Origin of the sequence: Pedobacter frigidisoli, assembly GCF_004331675.1 — a bacterium.
Classification (GTDB): Bacteria; Bacteroidota; Bacteroidia; order Sphingobacteriales; family Sphingobacteriaceae; genus Pedobacter; species Pedobacter frigidisoli.
The window spans coordinates 1-18,702 of record NZ_SJSN01000003.1; the positions used below are offsets into that span (position 1 = coordinate 1).

The following is an 18,702-nucleotide window of genomic DNA, read 5'->3' on the forward strand; positions in this document are numbered from 1 at the left end:
TAAAATATGGGTTCGCTGATCTGGAACCACAACAAATTCTTCGTAGATATCACTCTCACGATCACCAATTATGGTCATCATTGTCGTTTCCGCAATCCGATCCTTGCTCAGTTCAGCACTCCTGATCCATCGATAGGACTCCTTCTCCTGAATAGGCAACCGGCCATAATTACGCTCCCTTTTATCTTTTTGGTTCCACTGTCTATTATAGATAATTACCGAGGACAGCCCCTGTATAGATGAACTTTCAGCATTTACAACCAGCATCGGATGGCAAAAGAAACCTGGAATGGTTTTATTTCCCGTTGGACCGATGTTTGGATCGAGCTCACCCAGTTTATTCTTGATGCCGCGATAGTTAAATTCTGTAGTATCCTGAATACACAAAACATGTTTGTTAGCATTAGTGGAGGCACTACAAAGACGGTAGCCGCCTTCCAGGATATCATCGTGATCTAGTCGAGTATTTGATAGCATACGGTAAAAAGCAGTTTTTAGGGTATGAGTCTTGGCTAACTGATTGATAACTGCTGTTCCCGAAGATAATAAATCTGATAGACAACTTTCCAATCTGGCAGCAATACGATTATCTGATAAAAAACCCTTGTAAATACCTGAATAGCAATGATCTAACATCACTAAATATACGAAAAATAAACCGTAATTAACTGATAATCAACGCATTAATTAATTATATCTGCTAAATAAATGTGTGTAAAGATTAGCTCTTAAGGAGAGGGGATGAAAGGGTGAGGTTTATTTAATCTGTTTCAATAGATAACTGCCATAACCACTTTTCACCAATGGTGTAGCAATTGCCCTAAGCTGTTCTGCATCAATGAAGCCCATTCTATAAGCGATCTCTTCAATGCATCCAATTTTTAGGCCCTGGCGTTCTTCGATGATCTGTACAAATTGACCTGCCTGCATCAATGAAGTGAAAGTTCCGGTATCCAACCAAGCCGTGCCACGACTCAGCACCCCAACCTTTAATCGACCTCTTTCCAAATAAACACGGTTTACATCTGTAATTTCATATTCACCACGAGGTGAAGGTTTAATATTTTTGGCGATTTCTACCACTTCATTATCATAGAAATACAATCCTGGAACCGCATAATCTGATTTAGGATTTTCAGGTTTCTCTTCTATCGAAATCGCTTTTTTATCTGCATCGAATTCCACAACACCATAACGTTCTGGATCAGATACCTGATAAGCAAATACGACTCCTCCATCAGGATCTGAGCTAGCTTGTAATAATTTTGCCATCCCATCGCCATGAAAGATATTATCGCCCAATACCAATGCTACCTTATCGGTTCCAATAAAATCTGCACCAATTACGAATGCCTGTGCTAAACCATTTGGCTCGGCCTGTACTGCATAACTAAATTTACAACCTAGCGAAGTTCCATCACCTAATAATTTTTCGAAATTAGGAAGATCGTGAGGAGTAGAAATAATCAGGATTTCTTTAATCCCTGCCAGCATTAATGTTGATAGCGGATAATAGATCATCGGCTTATCGTATACTGGCATCATTTGTTTGCTACAAGCAAGCGTTAATGGATGCAAACGGGTCCCGCTGCCACCAGCTAAAATTATACCTTTCATATATTGTTTATTTGATTATCATTCAAATTTTTTAATTGTATACACCCAATAAATTTCTATTGTGCCTTGATTTTAGAAATACATTCTACCAAGCTGTCTCTCCAATAAGGGATGGAAATATTGAAAGTGCTTTTAATCTTTGATTTATCCATTACCGAGAATGCAGGACGAGTAGCTTTAGTAGGATAAACCGATTCTGGAATAGGATTTACCTTTACCAATGTATCACTAATATCGAAAATTGCCTTGGCAAAATCAAACCATGAAGTTACCCCCTCATTACTGAAATGGTATAATCCGTATGCGGTAGATTCTGACTGTATAATATCATAAATCGCATTTGCTAAATCTATGGCATAAGTAGGCGTACCCACCTGATCGGCAATGATGTTCAGTTCATCTCTTTCAGCACCAAGTTTTAACATCGTTTTAACGAAGTTATTGGCATATTCAGAATATAACCAACTGGTACGAATGATAAAATGTTCTTGTAGCAAGGCGATTACTGCCTTTTCTCCATCGAGTTTCGTTTGCCCATATACATTAATGGGCTGAGCGATATCATCTTCCAAAAGCAACTTCACTTCATTTCCTTCGAAAACGAAATCGGTAGAAACATGAATCAAGGTTGCACCATTTGCCTTACAGGCAAGGGCGAGGTTAGCTGCCCCGGTTTCATTTACGGCCTTGGCCAATTCCACTTCATCTTCTGCCTTATCCACGGCGGTGTAGGCTGCGCAGTTGACCACGAATGCAGGTTGCTCTTTTTCCAATAAGGCACTTAAACCTTCTTGATTGAGAATGTTGGCATCAGCTTCTGCTGGAAAGATAACCCCATCGATGTTTCTTCTCTCGGCAACCACTTTTAAACATTGGCCCAATTGTCCACCTGCACCAATTATTAATATTTTACCCATGTTGTAATGCTGCGAAAGGTTTTAGGATGAGGTCTTTGTCGGAAACAGATTGTTTATCTTGCGGAATCAACCAATCGATATTCAAATCACGGTCATTATAAATGACACCAGTTTCTGAGGCTTTATTAAAGAAGTTATCGCATTTATATAGGAATTCTGCAGTTTCACTTAATACGGAAAAGCCGTGTACGAAGCCACGAGGGATGTACAATTGAAGTTTATTCTCTGCACTTAAACGAACAGCTACATGTTTTCCATAGGTTGGTGAACCTGGTCTAACATCAACCGCTACATCCAATACCTCGCCTTTGGTTACCCGTACCAATTTGGCTTGCGTAAAGGCACCGGTTTGGGCGTGGAGCCCCCTGATGACACCATAAGAGGAATAGGATTGATTATCTTGAACGAATTCGCCTGATAAACCTGTTTTTTCCTCAAAAGTGGCTTTATTGAAACTTTCGAAGAAATATCCCCTTGGGTCTTCAAAAACCCTAGGTTTGATGATGATACAGTCTTTTAAGCCTGTTTGTTCGATCTCCATTATTTATTGCTGTATTGTTGATCGTAATAAGATTGATAATTACCAGAGGTGACATTATTTAACCAATCTTCATTTTGCAGGTACCAATCTACAGTTTTCGCCAAACCTTCTTCAAATTGCAAACTTGGCACCCAATCCAATTGGTTTTGCAGCTTGCTTGAATCGATGGCATAACGTAAGTCATGACCAGCACGATCTGTTACATAAGTGATTAGCTTAGCTGATTCACCTGCCTCACGCCCTAATTTCTGGTCCATGATATTACAAAGCAAATTGATCAGGTCGATATTTTTCCATTCGTTATGACCGCCAATATTATAAGTATCTCCGGTTTTGGAATTATGAAAGATTACATCAATGGCACGGGCATGATCTTCTACCCAAAGCCAATCGCGAACATTCTCACCCTTACCATAAACTGGAACAGGTTTATTATTCTTGATGTTATTAATGGCTAATGGAATCAATTTCTCAGGAAAATGATGTGAGCCGTAGTTGTTTGAACAGTTTGATATTACACAGTCCATGCCATAAGTATCATGATAAGCCCTTACAAAATGATCAGAGCTTGCCTTAGAAGCTGAATATGGGCTATGTGGATCATAAGCAGTGGTTTCCGTAAACATGCCCTCTTCACCCAACGCGCCATAAACCTCGTCGGTACTGACATGATAAAAACGTTTTTTATCATAATCGCCTTTCCAATATTCACGAGCGGCATTTAATAAATTTACTGTACCGATCACATTAGTGATTACGAAAGCAGTAGGGTCTGAAATAGAACGATCTACATGGCTTTCGGCAGCGAGGTGAACTACGGCATCGAAATTCTCCGTCTTGAAAAGCTCAAACATGGCTTCCGCATCTGTAATGTCTTCCTTTACAAAACGATAATTGGGTTTATTTTCGATATCAGTTAAGTTAGCCAAGTTACCAGCATAAGTTAACTTATCAAGATTTACGATTTCGTATTGTGGGTAGTTGTTTACAAAACGACGTACAACGTGTGAGCCAATAAAGCCCGCACCACCTGTTATGAGAATTTTTTTCACAGTTTATTAAATGATTTTCAATTGGCTAAAATAACACACATATTACAATTTACCAATGTTTTTTAATGAAATGGCTAAAAAAGGCTATACCCAACCAATTATTTAATACGATTGAATACTAATGGGCAGATCAAAGAAGCGGAAAAGTAGATGAATATGAACTTGTATACAAATTAATAAAAGCTAAGAAATGCCAGATTACGTTGTACAATACTTTACACCTAGCTTTGCTTTTCAGTTATTGATTTCTGCGAGTTGAAGATCATCGAGGGATAGAGATTGAGTAACCCACATAACCTACATTGGGTGAGCATACCTTTTAATTGGCAGATAATTTGTTAAACGTTTAGCGAGCCACTAACCATGGGTTTAGCTTCAATAGTCATTGGATGAATACTGCAACATACCTATACTCATCTGATGATTTTCATTAAACAGTAGATATACTCTATTATCGACTATTCCCTAAACAAAATATTTATGTGTACCTGAGATCATGTTTCACGAGTACTTATTAGACATTGATGAATTACATTCAAATCAATATACCTCGCTTAGTTTATTAAAAATACTTTAATGATTCCCTGGGGACAACACTGAACTGCTCCTTTTCATCTGAAAAATCCACAGCGATAATGAAAGTGAATTAGATCTTCATCTGGTAAAAATTAAATTCACTACAGAAGAGCATTCGCACTAAAGGGAATATATTAGATACCTAAGTTTTCCAATTTCGTTTCCGATCAGCGTACTTTATCAGTGAACAACTTAATTGAATAATTTGTGGCTAAGAAGCATTTCACTCGGCTTAACGGCTAGAACACTGACCATATCCCATAATAGCTCAACTTTCAGCTTAAGCACAAATTTATCATTACCATTAAACACGAGGACAAAATTGTCAACTAAATCAATTACAAAATTATTATAATGAAAGGATCTGCAGTTATCATCGACCTCTCTTTCTAATTTCTTTTTCAGTACCAGGCGCTTGACCTTTTGATCTATATTGGTCATATTGATCCTGGAAGGTTCGCTCATCATAGAATATTACCCTATCCCCAAGTATCAACCCCTCTGGATTTTCTAAAGGTTTGACCATCCTCCCGAAGTCAACTATCTCTTTCCCATCATGTACCCTTTTGGTACCGTGATTGATTAGTGTGAACCCGGTGACATCCTTACCGGAACTGTGATAAACGATATCTAAATTTCCCATCGTCGATAGTAGACTACCGAGATCGGATTTAAATTTTTTCTTAAGTAAAGATGCCAGAAAGAAGGATGACGAAACGGTTTGCCGGATACAATCCGTAAAGCCGCCTCAAAAACTTGTTGGAGTGCTGAAGTAGCCTCCACGAGGGGATGATACATTTTTATGCAATCATTAATTATATTGAGATCTATTGAGTGAAGTGTCCTGTTATGCTTCACTATATGCAACGCAGAATCTTTGATGTAACCAGAATAGCCCATGTTCTTTAAAAGAATTTTAAACTGATCCAAGCTTGTAAAACCGTAAGTAAGTGCGTTATTGGCATCTACCTTAGCCTGTGCAACCGGATCAAAACCGATGAGTTCATGTAGTGTCACAGAGCCCCTAAATTTTTCATAACTTGATGGTACCGACTTTCTATCCTTACAAACTCTCACAGAAATGATATGGACATGGTTGTTCGGGTTGTCATTATGAAAATAAATCAGATAAGGATTATCGGCGTATCCCATTTTTTTTAACCAAAGATGGGCTATATCAGTCAGCTCATGTTTACTGAGGGAAGTTCCCTTAGCCATAATGCTTACATGTAGCTGCTTATTTCTGACCTTTGGATTAAGTGTTCCGATCATTTGCAGATAGGACTTGAAATCTGCAGCCCTGGGTTTTTCTAAGACGGATAGGCTCTGAAAGTTTATGACAGACATGAGCTCAGCCTTGCCCGAAGCTACTTTATCGGCATTATACTTTACAGCCGGAAACCTGCTATTGGATGAAAGAAACTGGACGATCATTGTTTTTACAGCCTGATAAATAAATATTAGATATTAATTATGCTCCATTAGCTTGATCAGCTTTTTCATGCATTTCCCAATATTGCTTTGGCATTCAATACATTTCATCACCAGTTTTATTAATTCATCCAACTGGTATGGGTTAGCAGTGATTATAAAAGGCTTTAGGATGAATTCTCGTATGGAACGTGTTGAGGGCACTTGATTCAATTGCAATTCTGTCCAGCCATTCTATTAACTGTGCTGAATCGATGATAAGATGCGCCCTCCTGTCAAATAATATCCGTCGGAGATATTCAGACATCGTAACGCCTAACTTGGTGATATCTGTTTTTATTTCTCTATGTTCTTCATCGGTGAGGCAGCAGATTGCTTTTCGGTTACGCAGTTCATTCCCTTTATATGATTTTTTCATAGGACCCATCTTTTTTTAATGCCTACAAACTATAAAGAAGAAAAACTTAGAGCAAATTATGGACTAAATTGTGCTAAAATAAGCCATAACTTAGCCGATTTTGAGCTACTGGAGTAGCACTTGATAAGCAAAAGGAGTTTTCGCATTGATTCACCCAGATAACAACTTTTCGAAAAAGAAAAAAAGTAAAAATAAATCGTGATCCTCCGCTGATTTTTGGGAATTTTCATGAAAGGAAAAAATTGTAAATCTGACAGCAGCCCACTATAGAATGGAGTTAGTCGCACCCGTTGCATTACTGCTAATCGTCTGGTATTGTTAATCTAGAAGATCCCGGAAGATCCTAATGATAGATCCTAAGTTTTCGAAAACCATAAAACAGATAGAATATTTAGCATAAAGAAAACTAAAGCGACCAGCAATTAATCAGCAGCATGGTAAGCCTTTACAGTAACTTACTATAGCCATTTAAATCGACATTGCAGCCACGGAACTTTCCAACTCTCTATACCATTCTTCTCCATATTTGCGGATCAGTGGCCCTTTTAAAAAGCTATATATTGGAACCTTAAGCTCCCTTCCGAAAGTACAGGCATCGTGGCAAATATGCCATCGGTCGTAATTTAAGACTTCAAATTCTGGATATTTGGTAATTCTAATAGGATATAAATGGCAAGAGATGGGTTTTTGCCAATCTACAATACCTTGTTCGTAAGCCTTTTCGATAGCGCATTTAGTAATGCCGCCCTCGAATAAGACATAAGCACATTCCTTATTTTTATCCACGCAGGGAGTAGTCAAGTCGCCGTCTTCATCCACTACATAAACACCTTGGTCTTCAATTGCTTTGATGCCCTTTTCATTTAACAAATGTTTTATTTTTGGATAAATCTCTTCCAGCACAGCTTTCTCATCATTATCCAATGGTGCACCAGAATCACCCTCCACACAACAGATCCCCTTGCACTTACTTAAATTACAAACGAAGTTCTCCTTTAATACATCTTCGTGCACCAGCACTTGTTCTACTTCTATCATCATCATTCTTTTGCTAAGGCATATTTTAGTCCGGCAGCTGATTTTAATTCCATGGTTACTGCACCTACCAGAATCTCTACCTGCGCTTTAACAGGAACACGATTGCCATCATCGGTTACCCAAAGATACAACCTACTATCCTTTTTAAAAATCCGCCCAGGTTTAATCGAAGGACTGAATTTTAGGCAACGAATATTACCCAATTTATTTTTCACGGTTTCCTTACCCACGTATTCTACTTCCAAGGCTGATATTTCATCACCCAGGAAATAATTTAATTTAAACTTATCGCCTATTTTAATTTTACTAATATCCAAGCTTCTTGCAAAGTAATATGCAGAAACCAAATCAAAGGTTTGGGTGGTTGGCGTGGTGAATGTTCCCCTGTTCGAGACTACTTTTTTAGCATCTTGTGTAAATCTCGCCTTATCTTGACGCTTATAGCTCGCTTCTCGGATGTTCTCTTGGTAGAAATAAGGCAGCAGATCTGTTTTATCTATGTATGAATCGTAGTGATCCCTAATTTTATAGAATACATCAAAAGTACCCGAGGTTTGGGCATCGACAGTTAGTTTCCAGATGGGCCTATTATCAAATTTAAGGTCAGAATTACTTACCTTAATCGTAGCCTCCGCAGCGGTGATGAAACCATACCTCAACTTATATTGCAGCACCTCCCCTTGTTGAAATACAGGATCCTTTTTTAATGGCAGCTCTTGGGCCATGGTTGATCGGCCAATAACGATACCCATCAACATTAAAAATATATGTTTCATTTGCTTGTGTGTTTTGTTTGTGTGTTTTGTTTGTGTGAGACTACAACGACCCAATAACGTTTAATCTGTTGTAATCATTTTGAAATATATACAAAAAGCAAACCAAATGTATAAACATAGATTACATAATTAATTTGTAACCATTTATTTTATGTGTTGAATATCTTTATTATTGATTACCCATCTAGCTAAGCCCACGTAGCAAATCTCCGTTGTATTTCAATTCGCCTAACATCTCGCCTCATCAATTCGGTTAATAGCTCCCTCTCTTTTAGGAGAGGGCGGAGGTGAGGTTTTTCAGTCGGTGTTTTTTGTGTTTTCACACTTTTATATTTTTTTAATCGTGTTCAAGCTAACTTCGTTGGTCTTTTTGACATCAAAAGAAAAAAGCCTGTCTGGCCAAGAGTCCAAATTCCTATAAATCTTTCCTCTTATAAACCGGAACAGTAGAACATGGTTCACCAAACATGATGCTTTTCACTACAGGCGTTAAAAGATTCGTAATTTCTACATAAGCTGAAACAGGAACATCGATATCGCCACAGCCTTTCACTACCACACGTTCATTGGCATAAACCTGTGGATCAATTTTGCTAAGCGCCTTGGTAGCCAGAACAGCTTCCAAAGTATCTAAACCACCAAAAACCACTTCATTGGCATAAGATTTCATTTTGTTAGCCAAAAGCATATATGCCCAGGTGGGTACAATCGCATCAGCCGAACAAATGATAGCCACATTTTGATCTTGGTATTGTGCCCAATCGTGTGTTTTAATAAACTCCCTAAAGTCTTTCTCCCTAAGCATTAAGCCATGAAAAAGATTTTCCTTAATATCATAAACCACCCTTTCACCCTGATGATAATAATCTTCGAGATTTAAGGTGATTAAACCGCTATTAGCTACTTTGTTGATAATGTTTTCTTGGATCTCCATGGCCTATAAATAAAAAAACCGTTCCGATAATCGGAACGGTTACAAAATTACGTATTTTCTAATTAATAGAATTTCACACGATTGTCTTTTATCTTGGCATTATCTTGTAAAGCCTGGAAAGCCGATTGCAATGAACGTTGACCTAAAGACAACAACATGCTTTCTTTTTGCTTGAACATATTCGCAATTGGAGCAGGATTGGTAAATCCATCTACCGAGAATACATATACACCGCGATCACCTTGAACTGGAGCAGAAACCTTACCTGGTTGCGCACCAAATACGCTTCCCACTAATGCATTTTCTTGCGCTACACCTGGAATTACAGGATTAGCAAATACAATGTTCTGAACAGGATTAACCGGGCGAGCAACTTTAGCGGCAATTTGATCTAAGCTACCTTTACCTGCAGCAGTCAATTTATCCTTTAACATTTTAGCCTTAACAGCATTAATTACCATTGGCTTAATTTCATTCTTAACATCAGCCAAGGTTAAAGTACCCCTTGGACTAATATTAGTTAAGTGTGCCACCACATAAGCATCTGTCATGCTGTAAATTTCAGGTAAAACATCACCTTTATCAGCAGCATAAGCATCTTGAATTAATTTACGTGGGTTATCTAAACCTGGGGCAAAACCTTGAGTTGCTGCAATTTTATCTGCAACAGCAACCTTGAAGCCTTTTTGAGAAGCTACCTTTGAGAAATCGCTGCCCTTAACCTCATTTAAGAAGCTGCTTGCCGCTTTGTAGGCCGCATCTTTGGTTTTGCTGCTTGCGCTTAATGCTTTCTCTACATAAGCCAACTTAGCCACCTTTAATGAACCAATTTGTTTCTCTATTTTAATGATGTGGTAACCGAATTGAGATTTTACAATTTTCAAATCGCCTACTTTACCATCGAAAGCTGCATTTTCGAACTCAGGTACCATAGCACCACGAGCAAAAGTACCCAATTCACCGCCTTTATCTTTAGATCCATCTACGCTATATTGTTTTGCCAATTCAGCGAAGTTTCCGCCCTTGGCTATTAATCCTTTTAACGAATCTGCTAATTTGATCGCTTTATCTTCTCCGCCTAATTTAGCTGGATCTAATAAAATGTGACTTGCCTTAACCGAATCTGGAGAAAAACGAGTTTCTACAACCCTTACGATCTTGTAAGAATTCCCACTTAATTTTGGTCCGTAAAAACTTCCAGCCGGCATATTGAATACTGCTGAGTCTAATGCTGGATCGCCTAGTTTACCTTTTGATAAGTAAGTAAAAGGAACCTTAACATCAGAGTTAATCGCTGCGAATAATGAATCGTTTTTGGCAACCTTAAAGTCTGCGGCAATTTTATCAACCTGAGTTTTGATGGCTAATGAATCTGCCTTGGTTGCGCTAACACTAAAAGTAACGTATTCGAAAGCACGTGTTTCTTGTGGATTATTAAAACGTGTTTTGTTTTGATCGTAATAATCGCTGTAGTCCGCATCGCTCAATTTAACGGAAGCATCAGGAATTGAAGTGTAATCCAAGCTTACATATTTAAAGTTAGCCAACTTGTTACGATTAGTATATTCATCTGTAGCTTCTAATGAAGTTACATAAACAGAATTTTTAATTAAATTGGTGTATTTAGTTTGTAACGCCTGATTGGCAATTTCCTGTTGCAACATGTTAGATTGCTGTAAAGCTTGAGGTTCCTTAGATTTTAAGAAATTCATTAAGCCAGCACGATCTATTTGACCAGTTTGAGGATTAGAGAAATATTGTTTAATTAATGGACTTGGGTTTTGACCTTGTAAAAGATCTAACAATTCATCTTCAGAAACGGTTAATCCTAAACGATCATATTCCTTAGTTAATAAAACCTTACCCAATTCAGCATTCCAAGCTTGATCTACAGCCATAGCAGTCATTTGTGCATTCGCACTCCCGCCATATTGTTGTTTCATTTGGTTTACGCCTTGTTCCACTTTCGGACCGAACTCATCAATATTGATATCATTACCATCAATAGATCCCACTACTTTTTGATTTGCCGACCAAAAAGGCTTACCCACGTTAATTGCATCACCTACTAAAAATGCAACAATTGCAAAACCGATAGCAAAGACTAGGATATAGCCCGCACGATTACGCAAAAATGTCATTAATCCCATATTGTAATTATAAATTTATTTAGTTTTTTTTAAGAGGGCGCAAGATACAAATTTGCCTCAAAAAAGAAAACACAAAATTTTATTTATCAAGTGTTTAATTTTTAAGCAAATAGAAGCCTGTTTTAGAAGATAATGATTGAATTTTGAATGATAGAATTAGTGAATGATCAGGATAGGAAAGATTAAATTATTAAATAGTCGTGGTGTAATTCATTCATTTAAAATTCCTACAATCAATTATCTGAGAACACATTCACTCATTCAAAACCACTCATTCACTCATTATTACGGTGCTATCCCCTCTTTCATGTTCAGCTCACCACTGCCCGTTTCCATTTCATAGGTACTGAAATCTTGTGGGGCCTTAAAGTTAATTCCATCTCCCACATTTCCATCAATGCCTTTAACGTAAACCCGCTGGGTAGAATAAAAGATCTTTTTCTGTTCATCCCAAATCAGTTCCTGCGAAGAAAAGGTATCGCCCTTACTATTCTTCACCACCACATTTTTTTTGAATTCTGTTTTGAGTTCCTGATCCTTACGAATGGCATAATCGCAAACAAGGTTGCCGTCAACAGTACCATTTTCATTGTAGAAATCGATATTTACCCCTTTGATCATTTCCTGATAAGTACTGCCACTTACCGGAGTAACCTTATCTAAAATTGGGGCGTAACCTTTTGCTTTCACCCTCGCAGAATCGCTATAAATAATATCCACTCCAAGGGTACGGTCGCTGCTAAGAGTAACTTTTTTACCAGTTACGGCATCGGCTTTTTTTAAATCGTCGTCGCTACACGATGCCAGAAAAAGTGGCAGGGCAAGAAACAGGCCATATAAAAATACCTTTGCATTCATTAATCTACCCTGTACTTACGGAACCAGGTATCGTTAAGTGTAAAGCCCAAATGGAAATTAACATATTGCTCCTTAACCAAATTGTTGGTTAAAGTACCCCTCTGTCCTACTTCGGCTGTGAAGTTAATTTTATAAAATGCAGTGCCGCCAGTTGCAGTAGGCAATGGAAAACCAAAACCTAAGGAAGCACCCATTTGCTTAATATCTTGATTACCGATCTGGATATAGGTTTTATCGTAGTTAACACCTAAGCGGTAATCAATACGTTTCATATAACTGTTGTAAGAAAAAGCATCTGGTGTCCATTGGCCGCCTAAAGATGCGCCCCAACTATCTTGCAAGCCTTGGTTTACATTGTTAATACTAGTTTGAGACCACTTGCCCATTCTAAAATCGGCACCAATTAACCATTTATCATTCTGCTGAATAGAGATACCAAAATTATGTGTTAAGGGAAGCTTCAAACTTGATTTACCATTATCAACTGCACTTAAGGTATCTAAGGCCAATCCCTCATTTCCTGCTGCGTCTCTTAAATAACGGGTAGCATAAAAGGTTTGTGTGGAGTTAATGGTACCAGAATTCGTTCCAGAATACCCTAAGGTAACAATGGTTTTCTTACCAACATTAAAGTCGTACTGAATGCCATAAGAAAAATTTACACCGCCTACACTGTTCTTGTTCTGCAATTTTGCATTGTAGGCTCCTACCGAACTGTATTCCGTTGAACGGGTAGTTTCAAGGTTCCCGAAAATGTATTCCAAGTTTCCACCAATTCTTAAGTGATCGCCAAAACGATAGCCATAACCTAAATATGCTTTAGATAAACCACCCTCACCTTCATAAAGCTGCTGTGCCGTTGTAGTATCGATCTTTACTGTATTTCTATAAGAATAACCCAAATCAGAATAAGGCAGAATACCAAAACTCAAAGCCGATCTTCTGGTAACTGGTGCCGCAAAAGCCAAGTGGCTAAAAGTAGAATTGAAACTGGTTTCCTTTAAGCTGTTTCTTTGTAAACTGGTTAAACCTGCGCTCATACCAATATCGATAGTGGTTAAACTGATACCAGAGTACGATGCAGGGTTCTGCATATTGATATAATTGAAACCTGTAACCTTATTAACTGCGGTAGAGATGCCACCCATTGCCCTTAATTGAGGTAACAGTGATCCCTTTATATTTCCAAGTCCATACCTAGAATATGGTGATGATGTGGTAACCTGCGCTTGAGCACCTAAACCACAAACTAGCACGAGTATGGCTGCAATATAATTTATTCTTTTGTACATTTTAATCTGCAATAGCTTCATTTAATCCTTTTAATACTAAGTAGGGATCTTTTATAATTTGAGGCGCAAAGATGCTGTTTTGTAATTGCTTATACAAAAAATTAGCATCGCCCCCCGTTATAATCACCTTTAAAGCACTTTCTTTATTATTATTTATGGCAATAAAGCCGTCAATTTCATTTATTATACCTTGCAAAACCCCATTCTTTATGGCAGATTGGGTATCAGTTCCATCAACAATTCCCTCTTTCTCCTCCCAGATTACCATTGGCAGTCTGCCCGTAAATTCGTGTACAGCCTTAAAACGCATGGAAATTCCTGGACTTATACTTCCCCCAAAATATTCTTTCTTTTGATTTAATAAATCATAAGTGATACAAGTCCCAGCATCCACAATAAAACTGGCACTTTCTGGATACAATCCATTGGCACCGAGTAGGGCTGCCCACCTATCTAATCCTAAAGTAGCGGGTGTTTTATATTTATTTTGCACTCCATTGGTCAACAAGGTTGAGAAACGGGTATAGTTTGTATGCTTCTTTAAAAATTCTTCCAGCTGACCAATTTCTTGGTTGACACTACTGATGATTGATTTCTTAGGAGAAAACTTTTCGATCAATTGGGCCAAATCTAAAGTACCCAACTTGGTTAAGCGCTGATGATGAATGATTTCCCGATGCTTAAAAACCGCAATCTTCGCTGAGGAGTTCCCTATATCAATGCTTAATCTATGCACGTAAAAATCTCAATCTGCTAATTATTAAATCATTAGAAATTTGTGATGATCATTTTTTCGATCAACGAGTTAAAGTCTGAAAAAACTTCAACATCAAAATCATGCCACAAAGCTATTAATCTTTGTCAAGTTTCGCTCTAGTTTTTTGTTAAAAAAGGTTAAACAAACAGAAAGTACTGCACCGAAAGCACGAATAAAAGGAATAAGGTTTCGTAAAACCAGCGTTTCTCGGCATTGCTAAAATAATAGGCCAACAACACCGCTCCAGGTGGAACGCAAAGTAGAAAATGCCAAGTTCTAAAATCGGGCTTGAGGTAAAAACTCGCTCCAGCTACAATGAACATAAAAAATAACATTTGAAACCCTTTTCTTGTGCTAATAAAACTCCTGAAAAAGTTCTCCCTTAACTGCAACGAGGCCAAAATGATAATCACCGCTACCGGAATGAGTACCAAGTAATCATTATAATTAATTTTAAATACCGATGGAAATTTATTGCTTAGTGGTTTCCAAATCTGATAAAATGAACTTAAATTATCTTTCCAATAATAAAATACGGCAAGGAAGAAGAAAACCGTAATAAAGCCCACTAAGCCTGCAACCCATTCTCTCCAATTAAAAGATCTGAAGAGCAAAAGCGCTAAAAAGATCATCACGATCATGGCCATAAACGGGAAATAGATCAACGTCCCCACGCCAATAATCATCCCGATATCGAAAACCGTAGTGATGGAATTTGGAGTTTTACCGAGCTTTAAGAATTTATCAATTACCCAAATGAGTAGGAAGTTACAAATCAGCGCCGGACTTAAAATCATAAATGGCATAAATAAGCTTGTGCCTGTAACAAACATTAATGCCGGTAGAAAACTAGGCTTGGCCAATAAATTATGATTATTGACTACCCTATTAAAAATGAGTGCTTGTATAAAAACCAAAACGGCCGCTAGAAAGATATTGGTTGATGGAGAAAATGCGTTATCGAGATCTATATTAATCAATAGCCTGGCAAAAGGCTCCAAAAAATCGAAATTCAGCTGGGCATGTGTTTCATTAAAGATGGCAATACGCATAAAAAACGTGTAAGCCAGCAGTAATAAGAGGTTAATTGGATTTAGCTTTCGAAACTGATTAATCATGCCTTTTTAAAGAGTAGGCAAAGTAAGGAAAATAAATTCAGAGTAGAGTCAGAAAGAATACTTATGCGACATAAAGCGATTTGAGCCGATACTATTAATAAGTCCTCACAGGGAATGTTAGTTTGAAATACATTATTAATGTTTGACAATAACCCTTATAAATACTTTGCTGAAAAATATTTTATTTGGTTTTTAATAGATCGAGTTTTTCTCTCTCACTTGCAAGAAGTCGTTCGTAAAGCTCGACAATTTTCTCAATTGTATTGAAAGAGGGCTGATAATTCAAAGAACTCGCTATAAGCGTTGAGCTGTCACTACTGGTATTATGAAATGTATTTGAAATAATATTGAAAACAGCCTCATCAGAATACCCTTTAATTGCTTCACTTGATACTCCTAATACTTCGGCTATCTTTTCCAAAGTGGTATCCTCAACTTGTTCGTTCTGTTCTAACTTACTAATTGCCTGCTGACTGATTCCCAATGCTATTGCAAGCTCTTCTTGTTTCATGCCACGCAATTCACGAATTCTGCTAATTTTTCTACCAAGGTGCATTTTACTTGTTTTTTCTGAGGTTTCCATGTCGTAAATATATTTAAAATTTTTTGGCAGTGAAAAACAAACGGACGCTTGTATTATACAACCTGATGTGGTTCGGTACATGCCTTTTATATCCGAAATTGCAATCACAATTAATTATGAAGATATGAAAAAGAAACAATAAAACCTAGTGAGTGCACAGAATCGCCACTTTGTTTGTTTTTTCAAGGTAGTGTCATAGAATATCCTAAGCAGAAAATAAACCGAGAATAATTTAAATAATTTGTAAGGAAAGGTGATGTTCACTAAACCTGAATTTAAACAAGATCCAATGAGTCCATCGATGCATCCCTCTTCCGCCGAACACAAAGAAAACTTCATCCAGTTCCAAAAAGGAAATGAAAAAGGCCTTGAATTTTTTTACAAACTCCTGTACCCCTCATTATATTATAGTGGATTAAGGTATATCAAGGATGATGTGAATGCAGACTGTATTGTCAATGAGGCATTTTTAAGGCTGTGGCTTGCCAGAAAAAAAATTACAGATGCAAGCCAAGTCAGGACTTTTGTTTCTAAACTGACCTCGGATGGATGTAAAGCGTATTTTAAGACTTCTAGTAATCGTTTCAACCGCAATATGCTGAGATTGGACGAGATAGAGAATTATCAGGATTTTATGGTTGGATGTGATGGCACTTACGAAGTTGACAATGAAATTCTTTGCGATCCAAAAGAGGAGATGAATATAAGAAGACAATGGGAAGAGGTCGAGGTAACCCTCTCAACCCTGACCACAGTGCAACAACTCTTTATTCGCCTATGTATCAAGTACTCGTTCGATTATGGCCGGATCGCATGGCATATAGGAGGAATTTCCGATTATCAGGTAGCAGTTAAAGTGGAAAGAGCACTCAATCGCTTAAAATCAATCATAACAGAGACCAAAAAACTCAATGTTACAGGAAAAACGGACAGGTTCAAGTTCGAGGGTGATATATCAAAGGAGCAGCAGGCTATTCTAAGAATGCGTTATGAGCTCCAATACAGCTTTGAAGAAATTGCCCATGAACTGAATCTCAACCAGCGGCATATTCAACAGGCCTTTGTCAATGCATCATTAAAAATAAAGAAAACCAAAATCATGTGATATGAAAAGCAATGTACTAGTGATTACCCGTAAGATTCAATTGCTAATCGATTCAGAGGACAGGGAATTCATCATACAGGCAAAGGAACAGCTCTACAACTGGCAAAGGATATGTTTTCGATCTGCAAATATGATAATGAGCCATCAATTTATACAGGAGCAGGTAGCGGATTTTTTTTACCTCACCCAAGAAATAAAGATGAAGATTGCCGATCAAAAAAAAGATGAAAATGGTATCTTGGTCTCCTCACGACAAAACACAACCTACAGGCTACTGTCCAATCATTTTAAGGGAAAGATTCCAACTAACATCCTCAGTAATCTGAATAATACCCTGATCTCCTATTTCAATAAGGAAAAAGATGGTTATTGGAAAGGTGAAAAATCCTTAAGGAACTACAAGCGGAATATTCCATTACCATTCGGCCCAGAGGTACTTTCCAAGTTCACATTTACCACGGACAATAAGAACCTTTGTTTTAGGCTGTTTCAAATTCCTTTTAGAACTTATCTGGGAAAGGATAAGTCCGATAAGATGCAGATGTTGAAACGGATTATGTCAGGAGATTTGAAGCTTCGCACCAGCCAGTTACAGCTTGATAAGGGAAAGGTGTTCCTGCTGGCAGCTGTTGACATAGAAAAAGATCAACATTCGCTCGACGCTGCGGTCATTGCGGAAGCTGCGCTCTCAATTGAGCACCCTGTAACGATCAGGATCGGAATTCGCGAACAGACCATCGGGTCTAAGGAAGAGTTTCTGCATCGTAGGCTTGCGATCCAGGCCGCTATCCATAGGGTGAAAATAGGGGCAGCTTTCAACCGTGGTGGTCATGGGAAGAAAAGGAAAATGAAAGGCCTTGAGGACTATAAGCACATGGAGAAACGATACGTAGAGCAAAAACTACATCTCTACAGTCGGATGGTGATCGACTTTTGCATAAAATACGGGGCTGGAACAATACTTCTGGTCAATCAGCAACAAAGGGAAGAGATAGCGAAAGGAGATGCATTTCTCTTAAAAAACTGGAGTTATTACAGCTTGAAGGAAAAAATTAGCTACAAGGCTGAAAAAGCTGGGATCCAGGTCATCGAAGAATAGCGTTAAGAGTTTGTTTTGTTTGGGAAGTTAGCGATGTTGACAGACGGACTCCAATTTAACTTATTAAACTTTGCACGCATTGAGGAATGCTCATTTAATGCGATCGTAACAAAAGTGAATTTACAGAGAGACTGCTTGCACAGTCGTAGGGTGAAACAATTTTGTTTTCACTAATCCTTACTATACTTTAAGGAAATGCAATGGCGGGCTTCATGTTAAATAACGATGTTAAGGCCTTGGAAATGATTTGAAAGGAAATCCATTTAAAAATGTTTAGGGTAAAAAACGCTCATGGAGCAATTACAAGTTAGTTAGGCGATGATAGAACCAAATTTCCTAGCAAGCTGAAATAGATGTCTATCTTTTAAGGAAAACCATACTGATCTTGTCCGAGCAACGGTAGTTTGGAGCGATTTACGACTTGAAATTTGGCCAAACCA

At 37.9% G+C, this 18,702-nt stretch carries 17 protein-coding genes and 1 pseudogene; 2 read left to right on the forward strand and 16 right to left on the reverse strand.

Annotated features, from left to right (window positions below; genetic code table 11):
* From EZ449_RS04220 to EZ449_RS04295, 16 genes and pseudogenes are all read right to left on the reverse strand, one after another.
* A pseudogene (locus EZ449_RS04220) lies at window positions 1–636 on the reverse strand (hypothetical protein); the annotation flags it as partial.
* A 120-nt stretch (window positions 637–756) separates the two neighbouring features.
* Window positions 757–1,617 (reverse strand): glucose-1-phosphate thymidylyltransferase RfbA, encoded by an 861-nt coding sequence (gene rfbA, locus EZ449_RS04225; RefSeq protein WP_131556728.1) that lies wholly within the window; start codon window positions 1,615–1,617, stop codon window positions 757–759.
* Between the two features lie 56 nt (window positions 1,618–1,673).
* Window positions 1,674–2,534 (reverse strand): dTDP-4-dehydrorhamnose reductase, encoded by an 861-nt coding sequence (gene rfbD, locus EZ449_RS04230; protein WP_131556729.1) that lies wholly within the window; start codon window positions 2,532–2,534, stop codon window positions 1,674–1,676.
* Window positions 2,527–3,075: a dTDP-4-dehydrorhamnose 3,5-epimerase gene (gene rfbC, locus EZ449_RS04235; RefSeq protein WP_131556730.1), complete on the reverse strand. Its 549-nt coding sequence runs from the start codon at window positions 3,073–3,075 to the stop codon at window positions 2,527–2,529. Before rfbC ends, rfbD begins: the two co-directional genes overlap by 8 nt.
* Window positions 3,075–4,127, reverse strand: coding sequence for a dTDP-glucose 4,6-dehydratase (gene rfbB / locus EZ449_RS04240; protein WP_131556731.1), 1,053 nt, complete (start codon window positions 4,125–4,127; stop codon window positions 3,075–3,077). Before rfbB ends, rfbC begins: the two co-directional genes overlap by 1 nt.
* Window positions 4,128–5,333: 1,206 nt before the next feature.
* Window positions 5,334–6,137 carry a relaxase/mobilization nuclease domain-containing protein gene (locus tag EZ449_RS04245; RefSeq protein ID WP_131556732.1) on the reverse strand — a complete coding sequence of 268 codons (804 nt, stop codon included), beginning with the start codon at window positions 6,135–6,137 and terminating at the stop codon, window positions 5,334–5,336.
* Between the two features lie 142 nt (window positions 6,138–6,279).
* Entirely contained in the window at window positions 6,280–6,552 is a 273-nt protein-coding gene (locus tag EZ449_RS04250) for a plasmid mobilization protein (protein WP_131556733.1), read from the reverse strand.
* Between the two features lie 468 nt (window positions 6,553–7,020).
* Entirely contained in the window at window positions 7,021–7,590 is a 570-nt protein-coding gene (locus EZ449_RS04255) for a DUF3109 family protein (RefSeq protein WP_131557007.1), read from the reverse strand.
* Window positions 7,591–7,592: 2 nt separating this feature from the next.
* Window positions 7,593–8,366: a DUF3108 domain-containing protein gene (locus EZ449_RS04260; protein ID WP_131556734.1), complete on the reverse strand. Its 774-nt coding sequence runs from the start codon at window positions 8,364–8,366 to the stop codon at window positions 7,593–7,595.
* A 415-nt stretch (window positions 8,367–8,781) separates the two neighbouring features.
* Window positions 8,782–9,300, reverse strand: a complete 519-nt coding sequence (locus EZ449_RS04265; protein ID WP_131556735.1) for a DUF2480 family protein — start codon at window positions 9,298–9,300, stop codon at window positions 8,782–8,784.
* A 62-nt stretch (window positions 9,301–9,362) separates the two neighbouring features.
* Window positions 9,363–11,441: a SurA N-terminal domain-containing protein gene (locus tag EZ449_RS04270; RefSeq protein ID WP_317130423.1), complete on the reverse strand. Its 2,079-nt coding sequence runs from the start codon at window positions 11,439–11,441 to the stop codon at window positions 9,363–9,365.
* A gap of 294 nt (window positions 11,442–11,735) precedes the next feature.
* Window positions 11,736–12,308 carry a hypothetical protein gene (locus tag EZ449_RS04275; protein WP_131556737.1) on the reverse strand — a complete coding sequence of 191 codons (573 nt, stop codon included), beginning with the start codon at window positions 12,306–12,308 and terminating at the stop codon, window positions 11,736–11,738.
* Window positions 12,308–13,600: an outer membrane protein transport protein gene (locus EZ449_RS04280; protein ID WP_225872229.1), complete on the reverse strand. Its 1,293-nt coding sequence runs from the start codon at window positions 13,598–13,600 to the stop codon at window positions 12,308–12,310. The genes EZ449_RS04275 and EZ449_RS04280 overlap by 1 nt, the downstream gene beginning before the upstream one ends.
* Before the next feature lies 1 nt (window position 13,601).
* Window positions 13,602–14,336 (reverse strand): type III pantothenate kinase, encoded by a 735-nt coding sequence (locus EZ449_RS04285; RefSeq protein ID WP_131556739.1) that lies wholly within the window; start codon window positions 14,334–14,336, stop codon window positions 13,602–13,604.
* Between the two features lie 158 nt (window positions 14,337–14,494).
* A complete protein-coding gene (locus EZ449_RS04290; protein ID WP_131556740.1) occupies window positions 14,495–15,475 on the reverse strand; it encodes a DUF6427 family protein in 981 nt (326 codons plus the stop codon).
* A 181-nt stretch (window positions 15,476–15,656) separates the two neighbouring features.
* The gene (locus EZ449_RS04295; protein ID WP_131556741.1) at window positions 15,657–16,058 is read right to left on the reverse strand and encodes a helix-turn-helix domain-containing protein; all 402 of its coding nucleotides are present in this window, start codon (window positions 16,056–16,058) and stop codon (window positions 15,657–15,659) included.
* Window positions 16,059–16,314: 256 nt separating this feature from the next.
* On the opposite strand from EZ449_RS04295, the gene EZ449_RS04300 reads away from it, so the two are divergent.
* Entirely contained in the window at window positions 16,315–17,163 is an 849-nt protein-coding gene (locus EZ449_RS04300) for a sigma factor-like helix-turn-helix DNA-binding protein (RefSeq protein ID WP_131556742.1), read from the forward strand.
* A gap of 1 nt (window position 17,164) precedes the next feature.
* A complete protein-coding gene (locus EZ449_RS04305; protein WP_131556743.1) occupies window positions 17,165–18,262 on the forward strand; it encodes a transposase in 1,098 nt (365 codons plus the stop codon).
* Window positions 18,263–18,702 lie beyond the last annotated feature (440 nt).

Excerpts from the sequence above, each read along its gene's own strand:
- EZ449_RS04305 (WP_131556743.1), top strand. The coding sequence starts at position 17,165 with ATGAAAAGCAATGTACTAGTGATTACCCGTAAGATTCAATTGCTAATC.
- EZ449_RS04270 (WP_317130423.1), bottom strand. The coding sequence starts at position 11,441 with ATGACATTTTTGCGTAATCGTGCGGGCTATATCCTAGTCTTTGCTATC.
- rfbA (WP_131556728.1), bottom strand. The coding sequence starts at position 1,617 with ATGAAAGGTATAATTTTAGCTGGTGGCAGCGGGACCCGTTTGCATCCA.
- EZ449_RS04260 (WP_131556734.1), bottom strand. The coding sequence starts at position 8,366 with ATGAAACATATATTTTTAATGTTGATGGGTATCGTTATTGGCCGATCA.
- EZ449_RS04295 (WP_131556741.1), bottom strand. The coding sequence starts at position 16,058 with ATGGAAACCTCAGAAAAAACAAGTAAAATGCACCTTGGTAGAAAAATT.
- EZ449_RS04245 (WP_131556732.1), bottom strand. The coding sequence starts at position 6,137 with ATGATCGTCCAGTTTCTTTCATCCAATAGCAGGTTTCCGGCTGTAAAG.
- EZ449_RS04265 (WP_131556735.1), bottom strand. The coding sequence starts at position 9,300 with ATGGAGATCCAAGAAAACATTATCAACAAAGTAGCTAATAGCGGTTTA.
- EZ449_RS04275 (WP_131556737.1), bottom strand. The coding sequence starts at position 12,308 with ATGAATGCAAAGGTATTTTTATATGGCCTGTTTCTTGCCCTGCCACTT.
- rfbC (WP_131556730.1), bottom strand. The coding sequence starts at position 3,075 with ATGGAGATCGAACAAACAGGCTTAAAAGACTGTATCATCATCAAACCT.
- EZ449_RS04250 (WP_131556733.1), bottom strand. The coding sequence starts at position 6,552 with ATGAAAAAATCATATAAAGGGAATGAACTGCGTAACCGAAAAGCAATC.
- EZ449_RS04290 (WP_131556740.1), bottom strand. The coding sequence starts at position 15,475 with ATGATTAATCAGTTTCGAAAGCTAAATCCAATTAACCTCTTATTACTG.
- EZ449_RS04255 (WP_131557007.1), bottom strand. The coding sequence starts at position 7,590 with ATGATAGAAGTAGAACAAGTGCTGGTGCACGAAGATGTATTAAAGGAG.
- EZ449_RS04280 (WP_225872229.1), bottom strand. The coding sequence starts at position 13,600 with ATGTACAAAAGAATAAATTATATTGCAGCCATACTCGTGCTAGTTTGT.
- EZ449_RS04300 (WP_131556742.1), top strand. The coding sequence starts at position 16,315 with ATGTTCACTAAACCTGAATTTAAACAAGATCCAATGAGTCCATCGATG.
- rfbD (WP_131556729.1), bottom strand. The coding sequence starts at position 2,534 with ATGGGTAAAATATTAATAATTGGTGCAGGTGGACAATTGGGCCAATGT.